The organism is Thiovibrio frasassiensis (assembly GCF_029607905.1).
In the GTDB taxonomy this organism is placed as follows: Bacteria; Desulfobacterota; Desulfobulbia; order Desulfobulbales; family Desulfurivibrionaceae; genus Thiovibrio; species Thiovibrio frasassiensis.
The window spans coordinates 1347445-1368634 of sequence record NZ_JAPHEH010000001.1 but is presented as its reverse complement, the minus strand read 5'-3'; the positions used below and the strand labels follow the sequence as shown (position 1 = coordinate 1368634).

At 58.2% G+C, this 21190-nt stretch carries 15 protein-coding genes and 2 tRNA genes; 3 read left to right on the top strand and 14 right to left on the bottom strand.

The annotated features are described in order from the left end of the window. The 3 genes from OLX77_RS06470 (at position 1) to OLX77_RS06460 (ending at position 5244) form a co-directional block, all read left to right on the top strand. Positions 1 to 1371, top strand: a complete 1371-nt coding sequence (locus OLX77_RS06470) for an efflux RND transporter periplasmic adaptor subunit (protein ID WP_307632777.1) — start codon at positions 1 to 3, stop codon at positions 1369 to 1371. A 113-nt stretch (positions 1372 to 1484) separates the two neighbouring features. Next, positions 1485 to 4703, top strand: a complete 3219-nt coding sequence (locus tag OLX77_RS06465; RefSeq protein WP_307632776.1) for an efflux RND transporter permease subunit — start codon at positions 1485 to 1487, stop codon at positions 4701 to 4703. A 67-nt stretch (positions 4704 to 4770) separates the two neighbouring features. Next, a complete protein-coding gene (locus OLX77_RS06460) occupies positions 4771 to 5244 on the top strand; it encodes a hypothetical protein (RefSeq protein ID WP_307632775.1) in 474 nt (157 codons plus the stop codon). Positions 5245 to 5492: 248 nt separating this feature from the next. Here the strand turns inward: OLX77_RS06460 and OLX77_RS06455 are convergent, their stop codons facing one another. The 14 genes from OLX77_RS06455 to rdgC form a co-directional block, all read right to left on the bottom strand. Next, complete coding sequence (locus tag OLX77_RS06455) at positions 5493 to 6320, bottom strand: YitT family protein (RefSeq protein ID WP_371877464.1); 828 nt, start codon at positions 6318 to 6320, stop codon at positions 5493 to 5495. 184 nt (positions 6321 to 6504) lie between these two features. Continuing rightward, positions 6505 to 8004 carry a patatin-like phospholipase family protein gene (locus OLX77_RS06450; protein WP_307632774.1) on the bottom strand — a complete coding sequence of 500 codons (1500 nt, stop codon included), beginning with the start codon at positions 8002 to 8004 and terminating at the stop codon, positions 6505 to 6507. Between the two features lie 314 nt (positions 8005 to 8318). Beyond that, positions 8319 to 8891 (bottom strand): hypothetical protein, encoded by a 573-nt coding sequence (locus OLX77_RS06445; protein WP_307632773.1) that lies wholly within the window; start codon positions 8889 to 8891, stop codon positions 8319 to 8321. 124 nt (positions 8892 to 9015) lie between these two features. After that, positions 9016 to 10431 carry a hypothetical protein gene (locus tag OLX77_RS06440; protein ID WP_307632772.1) on the bottom strand — a complete coding sequence of 472 codons (1416 nt, stop codon included), beginning with the start codon at positions 10429 to 10431 and terminating at the stop codon, positions 9016 to 9018. Between the two features lie 89 nt (positions 10432 to 10520). Next, the gene (locus OLX77_RS06435) at positions 10521 to 11342 is read right to left on the bottom strand and encodes a M15 family metallopeptidase domain-containing protein (RefSeq protein WP_307632771.1); all 822 of its coding nucleotides are present in this window, start codon (positions 11340 to 11342) and stop codon (positions 10521 to 10523) included. 516 nt (positions 11343 to 11858) lie between these two features. Next, positions 11859 to 11952 (bottom strand) — tRNA-Ser (locus OLX77_RS06430). A 22-nt stretch (positions 11953 to 11974) separates the two neighbouring features. Next, positions 11975 to 12060: transfer RNA gene (locus OLX77_RS06425), tRNA-Ser, on the bottom strand. 94 nt (positions 12061 to 12154) lie between these two features. After that, positions 12155 to 13510: a DNA repair protein RadA gene (gene radA / locus OLX77_RS06420; RefSeq protein ID WP_307632770.1), complete on the bottom strand. Its 1356-nt coding sequence runs from the start codon at positions 13508 to 13510 to the stop codon at positions 12155 to 12157. A gap of 41 nt (positions 13511 to 13551) precedes the next feature. Continuing rightward, positions 13552 to 16335, bottom strand: coding sequence for a cache domain-containing protein (locus OLX77_RS06415; protein ID WP_307632769.1), 2784 nt, complete (start codon positions 16333 to 16335; stop codon positions 13552 to 13554). 28 nt (positions 16336 to 16363) lie between these two features. Continuing rightward, positions 16364 to 17542 (bottom strand): radical SAM family heme chaperone HemW, encoded by a 1179-nt coding sequence (hemW, locus tag OLX77_RS06410; RefSeq protein WP_307632768.1) that lies wholly within the window; start codon positions 17540 to 17542, stop codon positions 16364 to 16366. Positions 17543 to 17544: 2 nt separating this feature from the next. Beyond that, positions 17545 to 18279 (bottom strand): RadC family protein, encoded by a 735-nt coding sequence (gene radC / locus OLX77_RS06405; protein ID WP_307632767.1) that lies wholly within the window; start codon positions 18277 to 18279, stop codon positions 17545 to 17547. A 21-nt stretch (positions 18280 to 18300) separates the two neighbouring features. Continuing rightward, positions 18301 to 19734 (bottom strand): Asp-tRNA(Asn)/Glu-tRNA(Gln) amidotransferase subunit GatB, encoded by a 1434-nt coding sequence (gene gatB / locus OLX77_RS06400; RefSeq protein ID WP_307632766.1) that lies wholly within the window; start codon positions 19732 to 19734, stop codon positions 18301 to 18303. Between the two features lie 47 nt (positions 19735 to 19781). Next, complete coding sequence (locus OLX77_RS06395; protein ID WP_307632765.1) at positions 19782 to 20330, bottom strand: hypothetical protein; 549 nt, start codon at positions 20328 to 20330, stop codon at positions 19782 to 19784. A 19-nt stretch (positions 20331 to 20349) separates the two neighbouring features. Next, complete coding sequence (gene rdgC / locus OLX77_RS06390; RefSeq protein ID WP_307632764.1) at positions 20350 to 20955, bottom strand: recombination-associated protein RdgC; 606 nt, start codon at positions 20953 to 20955, stop codon at positions 20350 to 20352. Positions 20956 to 21190 lie beyond the last annotated feature (235 nt).

Below are 21190 nucleotides of genomic sequence, written 5' to 3'. Positions count from 1 at the left end.
ATGCCGCGGACCAGCACATTTTTCCTGACCGGTTTTCTCAGCCTCCTGCTCACCCTTACCGGCCCGGTGGTCTTTTCACCGCCAGCCGGCGAACACCCGCACCTGCACCTCTCGGCCGGACCCGGCGAAGCACACGCCGAAACCCAGAAATACACCTGCAGCATGCATCCCTTCATTATTCGGGATAAACCGGGCAACTGCCCCATCTGCGGCATGACCCTTACCCCGCTGAAAACCGCGGGGCCCGGCAAGGGAGCACAACCGGGAAAAGAAAACACCCAAGGCGGGGTCATCACCATCGATCCGGTGACCCAACAGAACATGGGGGTGCGGCTCGCCACCGTCAGCCGGAGGGACATGAGCCGGACCATCCGCACCGTCGGGTTGGTCGGTTACGAGGAGCCACACCAATATTCCCTCAACTCCAAGATCGACGGCTGGATCGAGCGCCTCTATGTCAATGAAACCGGCAGCCAGGTCAAAAAGGGGGCGCCGCTCCTGGAAATCTACAGCCCGGATCTGGTCACCGCCCAAGAAGAGTACCTCCTGGCCCTGCGCAACAAGGGTGCCCTTGCCAACAGCGAGGTGCCTGAAATCGCCGCCAGCGGCTCCCGTTTGCTGGAAGCCTCCCGCAAGCGCTTACGCTACTGGGATATAAGCGAGGCCCAGATCAAGAACCTGGAAAAAACCGGCACGGCCAAGAAGACCCTCACCCTTTACGCCAAAAACAGCGGGGTTATCACCCAGAAAAAGATCAGCGAGGGCATGTTTGTCAAGGCGGGGATGGAGCTGTTCCAGATCGCCGATATCTCCACGGTCTGGGTCTATGCGGACATCTATGAATATGAGCTGCCCTGGCTCAAGGTCGGCCAGACGGCGAGCATCCAGCTCCCCTACCAGCGGGAGCCGGTCCGGGGCAGAATCAGCACCATCTACCCCTACGTGGAGGCCAAAACCAGGACCGTCAAGGCCCGGATCGACCTGGCCAACCCAGGTTTCGAACTCAAGCCGGACATGTATGTCAATGTCAGCATTGAGACCCAGGCGATCAAGAACGTGCTCGCCATCCCGGTGGAGGCAGTGATCAACTCCGGAGCACAGCAGCGGGTTTTCGTCGCCCTGGGGGACGGCAAATTCCAACCGCGCTTGGTGAAGTTGGGATTGCAGACGGAGGATGGCTTTGTCCAGGTGGTACAGGGGTTGAGCGAAAAAGAGCGCATCGTGGTTTCCGCCCAGTTCATGCTCGACTCGGAAAGTACCCTGCGGGCGGCGACGCAGAAAATGACGGAGCCAGAAAAGCAGCCCCCGCCTGCGGGGAAAAAGCCCGGGCCCAAGGCCGAGGAATCCCTCGATTCTCTCTTCGCAAAATGATGGGCTCGTAAAGAAGGAGAAAAGCCACAGGTCCCCAAAAGACAGTCAAGGGCAACAGATCGACAACCGTTGGCAGCGGAGCTTGTTCGTTGCCAACCGAAATAGGCGCACCCATGCTCACCAAAATAATCGAGTGGTCCATCAACAACAAATTCATGGTCATCCTCCTCACCGCCCTGTTGATCGTGGGCGGCGGCTATGCCCTGAAGAACACCCCCATCGACGCCATTCCCGATCTCTCGGACGTCCAGGTCATCGTCTTCACCGAGTATGCCGGTCAGGCCCCCCAGGTGGTGGAAGATCAGGTGACCTATCCCCTGACCACCCAGATGCTGGCCGTGCCCCATGCCAAAGTGGTGCGGGGTTACTCCTTTTTCGGCTTTTCCTTTGTCTACGTGATCTTTGACGACGGCACCGACATCTACTGGGCCAGATCCCGGGTGCTCGAATATCTCAACTACGCCTCCAAGAAACTGCCGCAGGGGGTAACGCCGAGCCTGGGCCCGGACGCCACCGGGGTGGGATGGGTCTACGAATACGTGCTGGAAAGCGATCGCCACGACCTGCAGCAGCTCCGCTCCATCCAGGACTGGTATCTGCGCTACGAGCTCGCTGCGGTGGAAGGGGTTTCCGAAGTGGCCAGCATCGGCGGCTACGTGAAGCAGTACCAGGTTTCCGTGGATCCCAACCGCTTGCTGGCCTACCACATCACTATCCCGCAGATCCGGAAGGCCATCCAGCAGAGCAACAACGATGTGGGCGGCCGCTTGGTGGAGATGGGCGAGTCCGAATTCATGGTCCGAGGCTTAGGCTACATCAAATCGGTGACCGACATTGAACAGGTGGTGGTTTCCACCGATCGGTTGGGCACCCCGGTCCTGGTCAAGGATCTGGCCGAGGTCCGCATCGGGCCGGAACTGCGCCGCGGGGTGAGCGAACTTGACGGCAAAGGCGAGGCGGTGGGCGGGATTGTCGTGATGCGCTTCGGCGGCAATGCCCTGACCGTGATCGAAAACGTTAAAAAGAAGATTGCCGCCCTGCAGGCAGGACTGCCCGAAGGCGTCCGGATCAAAACGGCCTATGACCGCTCCGGTCTGATCAAGCATGCGGTGAGCACCCTCAAGGAAAAGCTCCTTGAGGAGAGCATTGTGGTCGCCCTGGTGACGGCGCTCTTTCTCTTCCATCTGCCCAGCGCCTTTGTCGCCATCTTCACCCTGCCGGTGGCGATCCTCATGGCCTTCATCATCATGCACGCCCAGGGGATCAACGCCAATATCATGAGCCTGGGCGGCATTGCCATCGCCATCGGCGCCATGATCGACGCCGCCATCATTATGATCGAAAACGCCCACAAACATCTGGAGCGGGACCGGGGCAAAAAACCGCACTGGGAGATCATCTTGGCCTCGGCCCAAGAGGTGGGTCCCACCCTCTTCTACTCCCTGCTGGTCATCACCGTCTCCTTCCTGCCGGTCTTCACCCTGCAGGAGCAGTCCGGCAGGCTCTTCAAGCCCCTGGCCTTCACCAAAACCTACGCCATGGGCGCGGCGGCCCTGCTCTCGGTAACCCTGGTGCCGGTGCTCATGGGCTGGTTCATCCGCGGCAAGATTAAGCCGGAACACGCCAACCCCGTCAACCGCCTGTTGATCCGGGTCTACCATCCGGTGGTCGATTTTGTCCTCCGCCAGCGGAAGGGGACCATCCTGGTGGCCCTGCTCCTGATCGCTTCCATTGCCTGGCCCATCAGCCGGATGGGCTCCGAGTTCATGCCGCCCCTCTATGAAGGCGACCTGCTCTATATGCCCACCACCATGCCGGGCATCTCCATCACCAAGGCCAAGGAAGTGCTCCAGCAGACCGACCGGATCATCGCCGCCTTTCCCGAGGTGGAGCGGGTCTTCGGCAAGATCGGCAGGGCGGAGACCGCCACCGATCCGGCCCCCTTGTCCATGCTGGAAACCACCATCACCCTGAAACCAGAAGAGCAGTGGCGCACCGTGGAGGTCCCCCGTTTTTACAGCGATTGGCCGAGCTGGCTACAAAAGCCCTTCCGCCTGCTCTGGCCGGACCAAAAAAGGATGACCCCGGAACAGCTCATCGAACGGCTCAATAACGCGATCCAGTTTCCCGGCTTGACCAATGCCTGGACCATGCCGATCAAAACCCGGATCGACATGCTCTCCACCGGCATCAAGACCCCGGTGGGCATCAAGGTCATGGGCAACGATCTCAACGAGCTCAGCCGCATCGGCGAGGAGATCGAGGCGCTGATCTCCACCCTGCCAGGCACCTTGAGCGCCTATTCGGAACGGGTGGTGGGCGGCAACTATCTCGATTTCAATGTCGACCGGGCGGCCGCGGCCCGCTACGGCCTTACGGTGGGCGAGGTGCAAGACATCATCCAGTCGGCGGTGGGGGGGATGAATATCACCCAGACCGTGGAAGGACTGGAGCGCTATCCGGTGAACATCCGCTACCTGCGCGACTACCGCAACGACCTGCAATCCCTGCACCGCATCCTGGTACCCCTGCGGGACGGCACCCATATCCCGATTTCCCAGGTGGCCACCATCTCCATGCACAAGGGGCCGCCAGCGATCAAGAGCGAAAACGCCCGCCGCACCGCCTGGGTCTATGTGGACATCACCGGCATCGACATCGGCACTTACGTGAAACAGGCGCAGGCCGCAGTGGCAGCCAAAATCAAGCTGCCCCCGGGTTACTCCATTGTCTGGAGCGGCCAGTTCGAATACATGCAATCGGCCAAAGAGCGGCTGGTGGTGATCATTCCGCTCACCATCCTGCTCATCTTCGTGATCATCTACCTGAACACCAAGTCGCTGGTGAAAACCGCCATCGTCTTTCTGGCCGTGCCCTTTTCCCTGGTGGGTGCCTTCTGGTTCCTCTATCTCCTCGGCTACCACACCTCGGTGGCGGTCTGGGTCGGAATTATCGCCCTGGCCGGGCTTGATGCCGAGACCGGGGTGGTCATGCTCCTCTATCTCGATATCTCCTATAAACTCTGGGGTGATGCCGACCGGATGCGCACCCGGGGCGATCTGGTCCAAGCCATCCACCACGGAGCGGTCAAGCGCATCCGCCCCAAGATCATGACCATCTCGGTGATCATCGCCGGTCTGCTGCCCATCATGTGGAGCCACGGCGCCGGCGCCGATGTGATGAAACGCATCGCCGCGCCCATGGTCGGCGGCGTCGTGACCTCCGGGGTCATGGAGTTGCTGGTCTACCCGGTCATCTTCTTTCTCTGGCGCAGCCGGAAATTACAAGACAGCATGACCGCCACCGCCGAGGAAGAGGTGGAAGGGGCATAAGCCTTATCAACCCTGTGCTCACACGGAATAATCCGTCCCTTGCAATAACCCATAGAGGAGAAAAACCATGAGAAAAAACCTGACGCAGCTGATAACCGCCCTGCTATTTCTGGCCCTGGCCGTTGGAGTGCAAGCAATGGAGCATGGTGCCGCGGACCATAACGCCATGGCCGGCATGGATATGGATATGGGTGGCGATCAGATCATGCTGCCCGCCGCAACGGTGAAAGGAGTCAAGGGATCGGCCCACCTGCTCGACACCAGCAAGGCCATGGCCCAGGCAGGCATGGCCATGACCCACCACCTTATGATCACCTTTACGGATGTTGCCACCGGCAAACCTATAAGGACAGGGGTAGTCGCGGTAAAGGTCGTTGATCCTGTCGGCAAAAAAACGGCGGCGATGAAGATGATGGCCATGGAGGAAAGCTTCGGCGCAGATGTTGCCCTGAGCCAGAAGGGAAAATACGTTTTTGAGGTAGGAACCAAACTTGGAAACGGCGAAAACCGGCAGTTTCTCTTCGAATATCTGGTCAAATAAAAAACCAGACAATTCGGAAAACCGCCCGAACCTCATCCCCTTGGGGAAACCACGAAAAACCCGAGGGGATGCAGGACAAAGGCATCCCTGTGCCCTGCGACAGCGGCAGCCCGAGAGGATCGGCTCCCTTCGCTGCAACAGGCGCGGCCGACCTCTCTATCGCAACGCCCTTCCCACCGCTGGCCGTCCCCCCCCTTTGATGATCAAAATGAAGATGCTTATCCGCTGAATGATAGGCAATTCGTTCATTACCAGTGCGGCTGATTGCCGATCCTGTAATTTACGACTTCCAAGGTATCGTTTATAACCACAAAAGCTGCGGGATCGATCTGCTGCACCAGTCTTTTCAACTGGCCCAGTTCTGTCAGCGGAACCACCGCATAGAGGATATGCTCCTCATTTCTGGCATACCCACCTTCCCCCTTGATAATAGTGACCCCGCGCCGGATATCCTTGAGGATCTCCCGGGATATTTCCTCCCATTGGGCAGAGATGATGAACACTGCTTTCCGTTGGCTGAGTCCGGTGACCACAAGATTGACACACTTGGAGGCAACATAAAGAACGATCAGGGTATAGAGCAGCGCCTCGATGGAATAGAAGATGGATACCAACAGGAGCACAATGGCGTTCACCGCCAAGACTGTATTGCCAATCCCCACGGAAAATCGCTGCATGAGCATCACCGACAGGATATCCGTGCCGCCCTGCGACCCCGCTGACCGTAAACACAGCCCCGCCCCGACCCCGAGAATGAGCCCGGCCAGCAAGGCATTGAGCATCTTGTCATCCAGGTTGATATCGAGATGCACAAAGGCGATGGCCAGCGTTAAGGAAAGGGCGCCAAAAATGGAGTAAAAAAAGAACCGTCTGCCTACGGCCATCCAGGCCAAGGCAAAAAGCGGCACATTCAGCACGACATAAATCCACCCCAGATGAACCCCTGGGATGAATTTATGGATTATCAACGAGATGCCGGTAATCCCGCCGGTAACGAAATTCTGACGAATCAGGATCCCATTGATTGCGGTGGCACACAGAACGCTGCCCATCACAATCAAAAGAACATCCTGCACAACCTGCTGCGGAGAAAGAAACAATGTTTGAGGGCTATTTTTCACATGCACAATAGGGTCCTGAAAAAACTAACGGTGGAACCGGCCCTTCCAATCTTGCGGCCGACATTCCGGTCACCTTACCACTTTTTCTCCGTTATCTTCCATGTGAAAATTCTTACAGCAGCCGAAGCTGTCCACCCTGTCACTCGCTTCCCTCTTCACTCTTAATGTCCTGACACACCGCCTCAATCAGCTGCGGATCTATAACCACCTCTCTTGGTATCCAGGCCGGGTCAAGCTGTTGCATTCCCTCCCTGAACGACGCAGAGGTCATGAAGAGCTGTGCTGCCGCCACCCGCAGCAGATCAACGGTTTCTCGGGGAAGGGCAAAAGAGGTGGGAAGCTCTTGCAGGCAACGTCTGAGGCGTGGGTCCTCAATCCGGTCAAAGGAGAGCTCGGCAAAGGTGAAGTCCGTGACGATCGGCTGCGGAATCCGGGCAGCATCCGGGCATCCCTCAAGTTTTTTGTTGCAGGCCTCGACACTCCGCGCCAATTGCTCCATGGAGCTGAAATGATTGTCAACATTCTCAACACTGTCAAAAGAGACATCATCCATGGGGCCGTTCATCGCCACCTCCAAGACCGCGCCGATTCCCGGAGGGGTGCTTTTCTTGTCCCAATCCCGCCTTTTCGAGGTTTTTGCATTCACGGCAATCACCATCAACCGATTGCGCTTCTTTTGATTGAGGGCTTGCAGGATACTCCATCCTGAATCGGTGGTGGTTATCGCCTGAAGCGGCCCCCGCAAGCCGAGGTTGTCCGCCAGCCCACCGTCGAGCAGATGGACAAATTGAGCATCCGGCTCGCGGTATGATCTACCGGCCACAGCATCATTATACCTCCGGTCGTAGGTTTTCCCGGCAAGCGCCAGGCCGATCCATTGCGGCAACGGGCCGCAGGCTTTTTCACTTTTATAGGCATTGATGGTCAGCGGCGCGAAGGCCACCGGAAAATTCGAGGACGCGGCCACCGCACGCGCCACATAGACATCGCTCAGATCGGAACAGACAAGATCGAACTGGTCCTGGGTGAATTCAAATCGATGGGTAATGGCGATATCCGTGGCGTTCAACACCAGAAACGGGACCTTTTTGTCTTTGTTCTTGATAAGATCCCCAAAGGTCTTCTTGCCGAAAATGGTATCCCGGTACAGTTCTTCCGCCATGTCTATCCGGCTGAAATCAGGGGAGGCGAGACGCAGCAGGTTATAGGGGTTCACCAGCCTGGCGATCAGCTCCCCCTCGATATTCCGGTAGAGAAACTTCTCCGGAAAGGTCTCGTAGAACTCTTCCGGATAGAGCGCATAGTAGGCAGAAGTAAAACTCCCTCCGGACACCGAGGAGATAATCTCAACATCATCAAGAAGCTTCCGCTTCGTCCCATCCTTGGCTGTATAGGCAATACGGTTGAGTTCTTCCATCAAGCCGAAGGAGAAGGCCGCGGCCCGCGTTCCGCCGCCGGAAAAAGCAAGCAGGACAAAGGGGCGGTCGGGATCCGGGAGGATCTCGCGGACGACCTTGTAGCGATACCCCACATTCGGATCATGCCCGGTCTGCGGCGGGTTTACGGGATAATGGGCACAACCAGACGTAAAAAAAATGGGGGCCAGGAGAAATACCGAAAACAGCTTCAGGATGCGCATCGAAAGGCCACCTCCTCGGGGCTGATTGGATTGGTCTTCGCAATCATCACGTTTCGGGGAGAATCCAGACACTGTTTCCCGTCGGCACATTCCAGAGCAATCCGGTGCAGCCCACGGCCACATTGCAAGGTACGGACGCTCCCGTCATCCTCCTTGTTGTCGCCCTGCTCGTTTCCGTCCATCATTACCCTTCCCCTGCCGGGACAAGGACATGCGAAAAATTCCATGCTTTCCCTCCTCTTGTTCAACAGATAACAACCAAGATAAACGGCACCCGGGTACTCCGAGGGACACATCCCCACCCCCGAGAAAAGTTACGACTTCTTCGGCGCAAGACTCTCAAAAATACTTGAAAATTTGTTCACAACATACGGGGCAAACAGGGTGAGTCCTGCCAAGAGATAATTCACCACCTGCTCGATTGACTCAGGCATGCTGCCCGTTTTCGCGAAAACAAACAGGGCGAAGGCGCCGAAGCCAAGGAACATCAGCAGAATCGCGATCATCCCCATGAGCGCCACCATCCGGCTCGAACTGGCGCGCAGCTCGGTGATCATCAGAGGCTTACCCGAGGCATCCAAAACCACTTTGCTTGCGCCGGCCGCATCCTTTTCCATCGCGGTAACTTCAACCTCCTCGGACAAGGCATCGGCCAAAGACCAGCTGGAGAGCGTGAGCGCAGCGCGAAGCAAGGCCATGGCCAACAGAGTTCCGATTAACACAATAAAAATTACGAGATAGACAAACCAGTCCGCCGGGGCAACCCAAAGGGTCCCTTGCTTGGTGCCTTGACTGGCAACCTCTTCAGACCACGATGGAGTTGCGGCAAGGACAAGAAGCGAAGCTGCAGATATGCGCTGAACCCAAGGACCAATGCGGTATTTCATTTTCTCCTCCTTAGACGTTTCAGTGATGCCGAGTTGCCCGGCCACCGGTTGACAGCGAGCGTGCCTGCTCAGAGCAAGGAAAAAACCTTCTCCCACCCCCGGAGCTCAAAAAACATGCAATTTTTCAGCTCCCCTTTGGCCGAAGCGGGGTTGGTTCCGGCCATACCTCTTTAGAGCGCAAACTCTCCAGCCGCATGGCCGCTTGCAGGGCCGTGAGGCTATTGCTCTCCGGCCCATGCTCCTCTTCTTTTTCCGCTCCTTCCTCAGGCGGCTTCCAGTAGCAAACATGGGAGTAGAGGGTTTTCCTGAGAAATCCTCCATGGCCTGAACGCACGGGCACATCCCGGATGCCCCTGCCGAAGCTTCCGGCAAGCGGTCCACCGATCAGATCACCAAGGATGCCCATGCGGTATGGAAAGAAGAGATTGGTCCAGCGGGTGGAGGCGAACGGCGCCCCATGGTTTGGAATGCGCACGCTTACCGGATGTGAATATTCAGGAGATTCATAGTTTTTTTGGTAATGCGTCTCCTCACTGGAGGCCGGCGGACAGCAGGGAAACTCAAACTCGATCTTGCGCTGCTCGAAACTCTGCGGGTCTTCCGCCATGAGCAGGGTGGCGTGGGTCAATGGCGAACCGACCGTAATGAAATCCGTGACAAGCCAAGGGATACCAACCTCACGATGCTCCCGCCAAAGTTCATGTTGCTTCTGTTGGAAGGCCTCCACTTCGCTGGAATCAACAGTTGGTGTTCCGTGCTGCAACTGCGCGGCCACCCCATCAAACCCCAGGGCTTCCGGCTGTTTTTTAGGGCAGGGATTGTGGGATTCCCGCAATTCCATCCAGAGGTGCCGGATCATGTCGTAACCGATAACCGACCCCAGGCTGTGTCCGACAACGATAATGCGAAAGTATTTCTCGGACTTGTGGAGCGCCCGGAGCAGCTTGATCCCTTCCGCCCTGATCTTGTTCCGTTCGTCGATATTGTCGGGAGAGGGCGTCAAATACCGGGCGGCATCAGCCACGTAGCCGAGGAGGAAACGGCTACCGATGGCCTGCAAGACAAGAACCGCCAGGGCAAAGTACAGCTGTTTCTTCTCATACAGCACCGTAAACCGAGCCATCAGCGATTGACTAGTTTGGTCGAACAGCCCCCAGATTAAAATTGCCGCCGCCAGCAGCAATCCGCTGTAGGTTACGAAATAGATCGGGAGCAGTTTCCGGGGAATCTTCCATGGTCGCCGCAGCAGCAGTCCGCCAAGCCAGGAGAATACTGAACCATACTTGGAATCGCGCATGTGATGCGCCCAATAATATTCGTAGAATTCGGTAATAGGGCGGTGTGCTTCCCGGTCCTTGGGGGCCTGCAGGCACCTGAGTTCGAAGGACTCGCTCATTTGGTCGGGCTTGCTGCGATATTTTTTCTGCGCGCTCTTCAATGTCTCGGGCAGAACAGCCTCCACGAAACTCCGGAGTGTTTCCATGGGACGCTGTTCACCGATGCCATGTATCACCACAACTGCTTGCTTAGGGCGGTTCATCTTGCAATCGCTCCGTATGCAGAAGGCTTCAGGTCGGCCCCACAACTATAACTACCCCGACCATTGAGGGAGGAAACTTGCTTTGCTTGTTAGCGCTTTGCGGCCTGCACATGCATCCAATCACGATCTTCGCAGCGCCCAAGGCTGAGCCACCCTTCCTGCTCCCATATTCCCCACCAGGGATCCAAATCGGGATGCGCAAGAGTGGCCTTGTTACTGCCCCAGGCCAATTTATTCATCGAGGGATACCAATCAATGGCTATGCCCCACGCATGGGTGGACCATGCCGACACACTCCCGCGCTTCTTTCTACAGTTAAAGCTTCCGCCGTAGCGGTCCAGCCCATGGTTCTTAAGACCTTCAAGCCCATAGACCGCATACGCTTTTTGCAGGATCCTCGCTAAACTGTCGCTGAGCTTCTCATGGATAGAAATGGTGCGGGTGGTGTTGGTGAGGTCCCAATCCAGACGAAGGGTCCACGGGCACTGGACCTGAACCAATCGCACGGCACACGGTTTCCCGTAAAAATCGCTCAGTCCATCCTCGCCTTCCATCGGGAATTGATGCGGATTGGCGCGAAGAGGAACGATATCGCCAAAGCCCCGGGGCAGGGAGCCGGTGGCATTAAGAATCCGTAAGCTCCTGGCCGCACTTTCCGTTTGCGGCCCATAGAGGCCGTCAATCTTTCCGGCATCAATGTTTCGATCGTGGCAGAGCAGTTGCAAATAGGCGACAGCCCACCTTGCCTGTGACCAACCTTGCCACTGTTCAGGAAGTTCCGCGGAGCGCAAGGCCAAAGCAAGCGCAAGGGCTTTATCTGTCTTGGGCCCACGCTTGCCGTCAATTTGACCAAAATAGAGCGCATCCTCTGCCAACCGTTTCTGAATAAGTCGCAGCTCACTTACTTTCATCGCATCACCCCTCCAATACCAGGAAGCTCCGTTCCAGACATCTGCCATGGGAGAACCAGCTGCCTAACTATCTTATCACACGCGGGCAGCAGTGTTCCACTGAGAAATTCTCGCCGGTATTTCTCCCAGCCTTTTCTTGACTGTTGTCATGCATCCGCGATAATCTTCTTTTATGGTCATAATTCAGGGAGAGGAGGGAACACTATGGGAGAGCAAACTGCGGCCGTCTGTATAAAATGCCGGAAGTCCCCCGCCAGTCTGATGCGATGCAAGGAGTGTCTTACCTGTTTTTGTCCCGACTGTTATCCGCCGTTTTGCGTCGACACCGGAGTGATCGCAGACAGGATAGATATCTGCCCAAAATGCGACAGCCGGGAGGTCGAGCATCTGCAACCGCATTAGCGGTCAAACCCCGCATTGCCCCCCAGCGGGACATAAGACACAAAAAAACCCGCTAACCATTTCTGGCGCGGGTTTTTTTGTTGTGAGACAAACGGATTGCTCCGCAAATGAACATGGCGGAGAGCGAGGGATTCGAACCCTCGGTAGAACTTTTGATCCTACACTCGCTTAGCAGGCGAGCACCTTCGGCCTACTCGGTCAGCTCTCCACAATTCGTATTCGCATGTTGTTGGCGGAGGAAGTAGGATTCGAACCCACGGTACTTGCGTACAACGGTTTTCAAGACCGCCGCCTTAAACCACTCGGCCATTCCTCCTAAAGTCCGTCAGTTATGTACCATTTCAAAAAAGGGCTGTCAATGCTTGAAGACCTCCCGGACTGCAAGAAAAGTAGCCGGTGGCCTGCCATCCTTAGCGGACTGCGGCAATGGCCTCGGCCAGTTTCCGGACCCCGATGATCTCCATGCCCGCAACCCCGCCCTTGGGCACATTGGCCAAGGGAACAATCGCCTGTTTAAAACCATGCTTCGCCGCCTCCCGCAACCGTTCCTGGCCGCTGGGCACGGGCCGGATCTCGCCGGACAACCCGACCTCGCCGAAAACCACCAACTCCACGGGCAGGGGCTTGTTTTTCAGACTGGAAAAAACCGCCAGGAGCAGGGCAAGATCGGCGCTGGTTTCGCTGACCCGCACCCCGCCCGCCACGTTGATGAAAACATCCTGGCCATAAGTGGCGATGGAGCCGTGCCGGTGCAGCACGGCCAGGAGCATGGCCAGCCGGTTCTGCTCCAGACCCACCGTAACCCGCCGAGGGTTCTCGCTGTGGCTGTCATCCACCAGGGCCTGCATCTCCACCAACAGGGGGCGGCTGCCCTCCCAGATCGCCATGACCACGCTGCCGGGCATGGGCTCGGCGTGGCGGGAGAGAAAGATGGCCGAGGGGTTGGAGATCTCGCGCAGACCCTTGTCGGTCATGGCGAAAACCCCCAGCTCGTTCACCGCCCCGTAGCGGTTTTTCACCGCCCGCATCACCCGGAAGCGGGAATCGCCGCCGCCTTCGATGTAACAGACCACGTCGATGATATGCTCCAGCACCCTGGGCCCGGCCAGGTCGCCGCTCTTGGTGACATGGCCCACCAGAAAGATGGCGATGCCGGTCTGCTTGGCGAACTGGGTGAGCAGGGCGGCGGATTCCCTCACCTGACTGACGCTGCCCGGCGCGGACTGGCTGTCCGCCACCTGCATGGTCTGGATGGAATCGATCACCACGACCTCGGGCTGCTCCTTGAGCGCCGTGGCGCAGATATCCTCCACCCTGGTTTCCGCCAGCAAAAGCAAGGCCTGATCCGGCAGACCGAGCCGCCTGGCCCGCATGGCGATCTGCTGGAGCGACTCCTCGCCGGTCACATAGAGGCATTTTCGGGTAAGGCTCAGGTTGCAGCAGACCTGGAGCAAGCCGGTGGACTTGCCCACCCCCGGATCGCCGCCGATCAGGACCACCGAGCCCGGCACCAACCCCCCGCCCAGCACCCGGTCCAGCTCGCCCATGCCGGTGGAAAAACGGACCAGCTCATCCTTGCCCACCTCGGCCATGGTCTGCACCTTGGCCAGGGAACCCGAATAGCCCTGGAAACGGCCCGCCACCCCTGCGGCGGCCTGCTGCTCGGCCAGGGTGTCCCAGGCGCCGCAGCCGTCGCACTGCCCGGCCCATTTGCTGAACACCCCGCTGCAGACGCTGCACACGTAGGATATTTTCTCTTTTGCCATTACAGGCAGCCCCACCCTTTTAATTTTTCACTCTGCACGTTTCACTGCCCCAAAGCCTTGCGCACCGTCTCGGTCAGCATCCGCATGGTAAGAGGCTTCATGAGAAAATAATTGATGCCCTGCGCTGCGGCGGATTCTTCCTCGATCGCCGCGCTGTACCCGGTGCAGAGGATCACCGGCAGGCCGGGCCGGATATCATGGACTTCCTGAACCAGTTGCAACCCGGACAGCTTGGGCATGGTTTGATCGGTGATCAACAGATCAAAGTCCCCAGGCTGGCGGCGAAACTCTTCCAGGGCCTCAAGGGGGTTGGTTCTGGCGGTCACCCGGTAGCCAAGCCCGGAGAGCATGGCCTTGCCCATCTCGGCAATGCTTGTCTCGTCATCGACAAAAAGAATCCGCTCCTGACCGCCCGAAGGAAGCGCCCATTCCTGCACGCTCTCCGGCGCATCCGCCCCACTGCCGATCCGGGGCAGATAGACGCGAAAAACCGTGCCGCTGCCCATGGTGCTGTCCACCTGCACCATGCCGCCATAATTTTTGACTATGCCATGCACCACCGCCAACCCCATGCCCGAACCCTTGCCCACACTCTTGGTGGTGAAATACGGGTCGAAGATGCGGGAGAGAACCTCCGGCGTCATCCCAGGCCCAGTGTCGCCGACACTGAACAGCACATACGCCCCGGGTTGCAGATCCCCTTCCCCGGCGAGCTCCCCTGCATCCAGCTCCACGTTTTTCATGATCACGGTCAGAACCCCTCCTGCCGCCTCCATGGCATGGAAGGCATTGGTGCAAAGGTTCACCACGATCTGGTGGATATTCGTGGCATCGGCCAGGATGGCGCCACAGTCCGAGGCAATATCCTCGCGGATTTCAACGCTTGCCGGAATCGAGGCCCGCAGAAACTTGAGCGCCTCCTTGACGATGGGCCTGGGCGAGATCGGCGCCCGCTCTTCCCCGCTTTTCCGGCTGAAGGTCAGAATCTGCTTCACCAGATCCCTGGCCCGCAACCCGGCCCGCAGAACCTGCTGGATATCGGCCTTGGCGCTGCCTGCTTCCGGGGGCAGGCTCCTTGCCGCCATCTCGGCATAGCCAAGGATCGCGGCAAGAATATTGTTAAAATCATGGGCGATTCCACCGGCCAGGGTGCCGATGGCCTCCATCTTCTGGGCTTGGCGCAACTGCTCTTCCATCTGTTTTCTCAGGCTGACGTCATGGCAGATGGTGAGAATCTCCGGCTGCCCTTCCCCTTGCACCACCGTGGCATTGAGTTCCATTGGGGTAAGCTCCCCCTGGCCATCGACATAATCGATCTGCAGATGGCGGATAAAACCAAGCCTGGCGCATTCCTGCACCGCCTCACGGTTTTTTGCCAAATCATGCTCCGCAGTCCACTCGGTCACCCTCCGGCCCAAAATCTCGGCCAAATCCCCGTGTCCGGTCATCCGCACATACTCCTGGTTGGCGTCCAACACCCTCCCCTCGCCATCTATCTTTACAAACCCGGTGCCCGTGGTATCGATCAGGACCCGATATTTTTCCTCGCTTTTGCGCAGCCCTTCTTCCATGGCCCGCCGCTCAACCAGCATCTGGTTCGCCGCCTTGGCCAGGGAGCGGAATTCCTCGAAATGCAAGCCTGAGGTCTGCATTTCCACCTTTTCCCGCGCCGCCTTGTCAAAAAAGATTTCAAAAGCGGCAAAGGCGTGCTGGATTTGCCCCGCCGTTTTCCGGACGACAAACAACCCAGCCAGAAAAATAGCAAGCATCACCAGCAGGGACAGGCCGACAATTATGGCAATCTCGCGCCGCAACTCCCGCCTGGCCCCGGCGCTGGCAGCCTCGAGATCATCCAGATAAACCCCGGACCCCACATACCATTGCCAATCCTTGACACCGCGCACGTAGCTGAGTTTCAACGAATTACGCTCCTCACCCACTTTCGGCATCACATACAAGAGAAAACCGCCTTCCTTCCGGGCCAGGGCAATGGCTTCCGCCACAACCTTCACCCCGTTGGCATCGGTCACCCCCAGCATGTTGCGGCCCTTGGTCGGGTAGGCCAGGGAAACCCCGTCCCATTGCCCGGCAAAGATATACTCGCCCCCTCCGAAACGGCTTTTTTCAATACGCTCCAGCACTTCGGCCTTGACCTCGGCCTCGGTGTCATCCAGGTATTCGCCCGCCCCGATGAAACAATCAAGCTGCGGCAGGTATTTGATAAAGGAAATTTTCTCAAACTCCTGATCCGGGGGAAACCCCGGCTTTGGCCACAGGTAGGGAACAAAACCCTCTCCCTTGCTCCGGGCAAGCTCGATCATCTCCCGGATTACGAAGGCGCCCTGGGTATCCTGCAAGGCCAGAAGGTTTTTTTGCTCAAGCTCAGGTTGGGCCGCATGGAGCAGCACCGTGCCATCCATGGCAAAGATGAAAAAATAGCCCCTGCCGTTGTTAAAACGCTGCTTGCGCAACGCCTCACGGACCAGACGGCGAAGCTCCTTGGGGCTGTGCGAATCTTTGCTTATCTCGTAGAGATGGCTTGCCACTCCATGGGCATCCCTGACCCTGGCTTCGAGACTCCCCTGCACCTTGGCGCGAACTTGGGATTTCTTGAACTCGATGTAGGAGACCACATCCGAGACCTGCATCTCGAGCTGTTTCTTGCGCGCCTCAACCTGCTGCCCCCAGAGCGCATCTACCTCGTGCCGGTAACGGCCATATTCCTGCACGATTTCAAGGCCGCCAAGGACCAGAACCAGTCCGGCAACCACCAACGACATAGTGACCAGCAATTTTCGAGCAATGCTGTTAGCGGGAAAGATCATCGCGGAGAAATACCCCTAAAAAAATCGTTCAAACAAGCCGGGCCAAGACCTGATTCGCCACGGGCAGCCCTGCCTCGGTAAGGCGCAGGCTGTCTTGCGTGACCACGATCAGCCCCTGCGCCTGCAATTCATCCAGTATATTCCCATAATAGCCCGGTGGCGTCAAACCAAACCGGCGCTGCATCCGGGCAAAGGACACCCCGTCGAGCATCCTCAACTCCATGACCACGCTTTCCCGGAACCGCGCCGCCAGCGGCAGGCATTCCCCCTCGGCCAGCGGCAGCTCTCCTTTTTGAACCAGCCCGGTAAACTCCCCGGGCTCCCGTACCGTGCCGAACCGGAATCCGGACAGGCAGGAGACCGCCCCGGCCCCCAGGCCGAGATACGAGCCGTTTCGCCAGTAATTGAGATTGTGGCGGCATTCCTTGCCCGGCATGGCGTAATTGGAGATCTCGTAGCGCTGCAAACCCGCCTGGGCCAGGAGATCGTGGGTGAGTGCGGCCATGGCCATGGCCTCCTCCTCTTCGGGCAGGATCAGCGCGCCCTTTTCCACCAAACGACCAAAGGGGGTGTCCTCCTCGATGGTCAGCTCGTAGCAGGCAAGATGCTCCGGCCCGAAGGCAAGGGCCTGGTCCAGGCTCTCCCGCCAATCCGTTGCGCTCTGGCCGGGCAGGCCGTACATCAGATCCAGGTTGATATTGGTAAAGCCACCCTTTCGCGCCGCCTTGATGGCAGCGCAGGCCTCACCCTTCGTATGGCTCCGGCCAAGCGCACCCAGCAGCCGGTCGGAAAATGCCTGCACCCCGAGGCTCAACCGGTTGACCCCTGCCCGGCGCAGGGTGGTCAGCGCCTCCACCGTGACGGTGTTGGGGTTACCCTCCACCGTGATCTCGGCATCTTCCGTAAAGCGGAACGAGGTGAGGCACAGACGGACCAGCTCGGCCAGCTCATCCCCACCATAGATGGTCGGGGTGCCGCCGCCGATGAAGAGGGTGGCAAAGACCCGCTCCCGGCACCATTGCTGATCAGCCCAATAACGGATCTGGCTGGCAAGGGCTGCCAGGTATGCGGCCGGAGGGGACTGGCAGGCATGGGAATTGAAGGAGCAGTACGCGCAGCGGCTTTTGCAAAAGGGGATGTGCAGATAGAGACCGGGCACCTCTTCACCGCTGGCGGGAGTAAAAACAGTGGATATGGCTTCGGGCACCGTCACTCTCCGGCGATAAGCGGACGGGACTGGCGACGGATATCCTCCAGCAACCCGTGATCGGCGAAGCTGAAAGGCTGCTCCCCCTCCCCCACGATGAGATGATCGAGGAGCTGAATCCCGGCAAAGCCCAGGGCGATGAAGAGATGGCGGGTGAGTTTTTTATCCTCCGCCGAAGGGGTCAGGCTGCCGGAGGGATGGTTGTGGGCGATGACCATTGAGGCGGCGTGGTGCGAAAGGGCCATCTTGATCAACTCCCTGGGATGCACGGTATTGCTGGCCAAGGTGCCTTCCGCCACCAGCTGGGTGTCGATGATCCCCAAGGAGGCGTCGAGGAAAACCGCCATCAGCACCTCGCGCTTGAGTCCGCGCATGGAATGGACCAGATACTCCCCCACCTCGCGGGAGGAGCGGAGGTACTCCTTGGCCTTCAGCCGCTGCCGCAGATAGCGCCGGGCCACGGACTGGACAAAGTGCAGGGCGAAGCCGTTCTTCGGCCCGATGCCCTCGATCAGCTCAAGCTCCGCTTGGCTGGCATCCAGGGCCTGGGCCAGGGAACCAAACTGTTTGAGCAATAGCCGAGCAGTTTCCTTGCAATCCTTGCGGGGGGTGCCCAGGGAAAGAAGCAGTTCCAACACCTCGGCATCGGTGAAGCCGTCAAGGCCGTGGTCCAGAAACCTGTCCCGCAGCCGCTGCCGGTGGCCATCGCCTTTTTTCTGCCAGTCGGTTTTATCCATGCTTGACCCGGTGGGATTCACCTACTCCGTCAACGCCTTCACAAACAGATCGTTGGCCAGCCCCGGATTGGCCTTGCCCCCGGTCTGCTTCATAAGCTGGCCGACGAAAAAGCCCATGACCTTGGTCTTGCCTTCCCGGAATTGTTGGGCCTGCTCGGGATTGGCCGCAATGATCTCCTGAACCATGGCCAGGATCTCGCCCTGGTCGCTCATCTGGACCAACCCCTTCTCCTTGACCACACTCTCCGGGTCCTTACCGGAAAGCATCATCTCCTCGAACACCGTCTTGGCGATCTTGCCGCTGATGGTGCCTGCGTCGATCATACCCAGCAGCGCGGCGAGATTCTCGGGAGAGACCGGGCACTGGCTGATATCCAAGGCCTCCTCGCCCTTCATCAACCGCATCAGCTCGGTCATCAGCCAGTTGCCGAGCTTTTTGCCGTTGGGATACTGGGCCAGGGCCGCCTCGAAATAGTCGGCCAGCTCACGGGAAGAGGTGAGCACCGAGGCGTCGTTGTCCGACAGGCCCAACTGCTCCACGAAACGCTTTTTCCGATCATCGGGCAGCTCGGGCAGGGTGGCGCGCATCTCCTCGATCCAGGCTGCGTCGATCACCACCGGCACCAGGTCCGGATCCGGAAAATAACGGTAATCGTGGGCCTCCTCCTTGGAGCGCATGGCATTGGTCACGTTGCGGTCCGCATCCCAAAGCAGGGTTTGCTGAACGATCTTCTCCCCGTCCAGCAAACGGTCGCGCTGGCGGCGCACCTCGAACTCCAACGCCTTCTGCACGTTTTTAAAGGAGTTCATGTTCTTGAGCTCGGTGCGGGTGCCGAACTCCTTCTGGCCCAGAGGCCGAAGCGAGATATTGGCGTCGCAGCGGAAGCTGCCCTCCTGCATGTTGCCGTCGCAGATGTCGAGATAGCGGAGAATGGCGTGCAATTTTTTCAGATAGGCGGCGGCTTCCTCCGGCGAACGGATATCCGGCTCACTGACGATCTCGATGAGCGGGACGCCGGTGCGGTTGAGGTCCACGTAGCTTTTGGGCTCGCGCTCGTCGTGGATGAGCTTGCCGGCGTCCTCCTCCATGTGGATGCGGGTGATCCCGATGCGTCTGGTCTTCCCCTCCACCTCGATATCCACCCAACCATGTTCGGCGATGGGCAGGTCGAACTGGGAGATCTGGTACCCCTTGGGCAGGTCGGGATAAAAATAGTTCTTGCGGGCGAACTGGTTCATGGGGCCGATGGCGCAGTTGGTGGCGATGGCCATCTTCATGGCATACTCCACCACCGTTTTGTTCAGCACCGGCAATACGCCTGGCATGCCGAGGCAGACCGGGCAGGTATTGGTATTGGGCGGGTTTCCGAAGGCGGTGGTGCAGCCGCAAAAAATCTTGCTCTTGGTTTTGAGCTGGGCATGGACCTCAAGGCCGATGACAGTTTCAAATTCCATGGTGTTCTCTCCCTTATAGAAACCGGCGGCAGGACAGTGCGGCCGGGTCAGTGCGTCTCTTTTCCTTTTCGGACCCAAGAGCAAATGCGGCCCAGCTCCTGCTCCCAGCCGGAACCGATGCGCAGATCGAGGAACATGCGAAAGAGCTGATCCATGGTGCGCACCACCATCTCGTGCAAGCTGAGATGCTCAAGCAGTCTCCCTTCCACCGCCTCGGGCTCGTTGCCCTCTTCGGAGGAGCCCATGGTTTTGGGCGGCTTGACATTGCGAAACTCCATGAGGGTGGCCTTGAAGGAAAGATTCCATTCATACTCCCCCCGGGTCAGCAGCATCCGGGCCTGCTCCAGCTTCTTGCCCATGGCCAGGCCGGTGCGCGCCTCCTGCAGCTCGGTCATCAGCCCACGGCAGATCAGCTTCTCGCGGTTTTCGCCTTCGCCGTACTCAAGCATCATATGCTTTTCAAAGACCAGCTGGATATCCTCGCCCGCCTCGGGGAGAAAGATGGTCCCACCCCGCTCCTCGCTCTTGAACCAGAGCCAGGTGAGAAATTCCTGCCCCAAAAATCGTTTTTCGTCAATAAGATCAACTAAATCCATGTGCGTAAGGCCTCTGGTTTCAAATAAAGATTGCGGGGGTGATATCGGCCAGGGCCTCGCGGCCCGGGGCATCGAGCAGATGCTCGGCGGTGAGATACGGCACCTGCAGCATCAGACTGAGATCAAAGGTTTGCTTGAAAAACTCCTCCAGCAGCTCCTGGGCCTTCTGGCTGGTGGAGAAAAACAGCAGCGTCCCCTCGGCCAGATTCCAGCAGAGGTCGTAGACCGCCGGGGTCGGGGCCGCCTTTTTCATCAGCATCAACTTGACGCTCTCCTTGATCTCCACCCGGTGAGCCCGGGCCAGCTTGGGAATCTGCCGCGCCTTTTTGAGCCGTTCTTCCTCTTTCAGGCAAAACTTGTTGAGCACCTTGGGCGAAACCCGCCGCTCGTCAAGGCGCAGGGAAAGCACGACATGGTCCGCCGCCGCATAGGAGGCATAGGCAAACTCGCTGTCGAACATATTGAGCACGGAAACCCAACCCACGGAACGCTCTTCGTAGCTCTCGTCAATATCCCGAAAGGAATTCAGGACGATCCGCTCGGCGGCGAACTCCCAAAAATTCGGGGGCAAATCCCCTTCCACCGCATAGCGGACAAAACTTGCCGATCTGGCCAACAACCCCATACCGCACCCAAAAGTAAATAGTCAGAAAAAAAAGCCCTGCTCCAGGCAGAAGCCCATCGTAATCCATAACAAACCAGAAGATATAGCAGACCCACGCCACCGTCACAAGTTATTTAAGCGGCGAAGTGTCCGAGTAAAAACCCCAATAATTACACAACCTCAGGCCGTTATCTATCACCCCGCCAAGAAAGAGGGTGATGCAAAAAAAGGAAAAAGAAGACAGCAAAGACTTGAC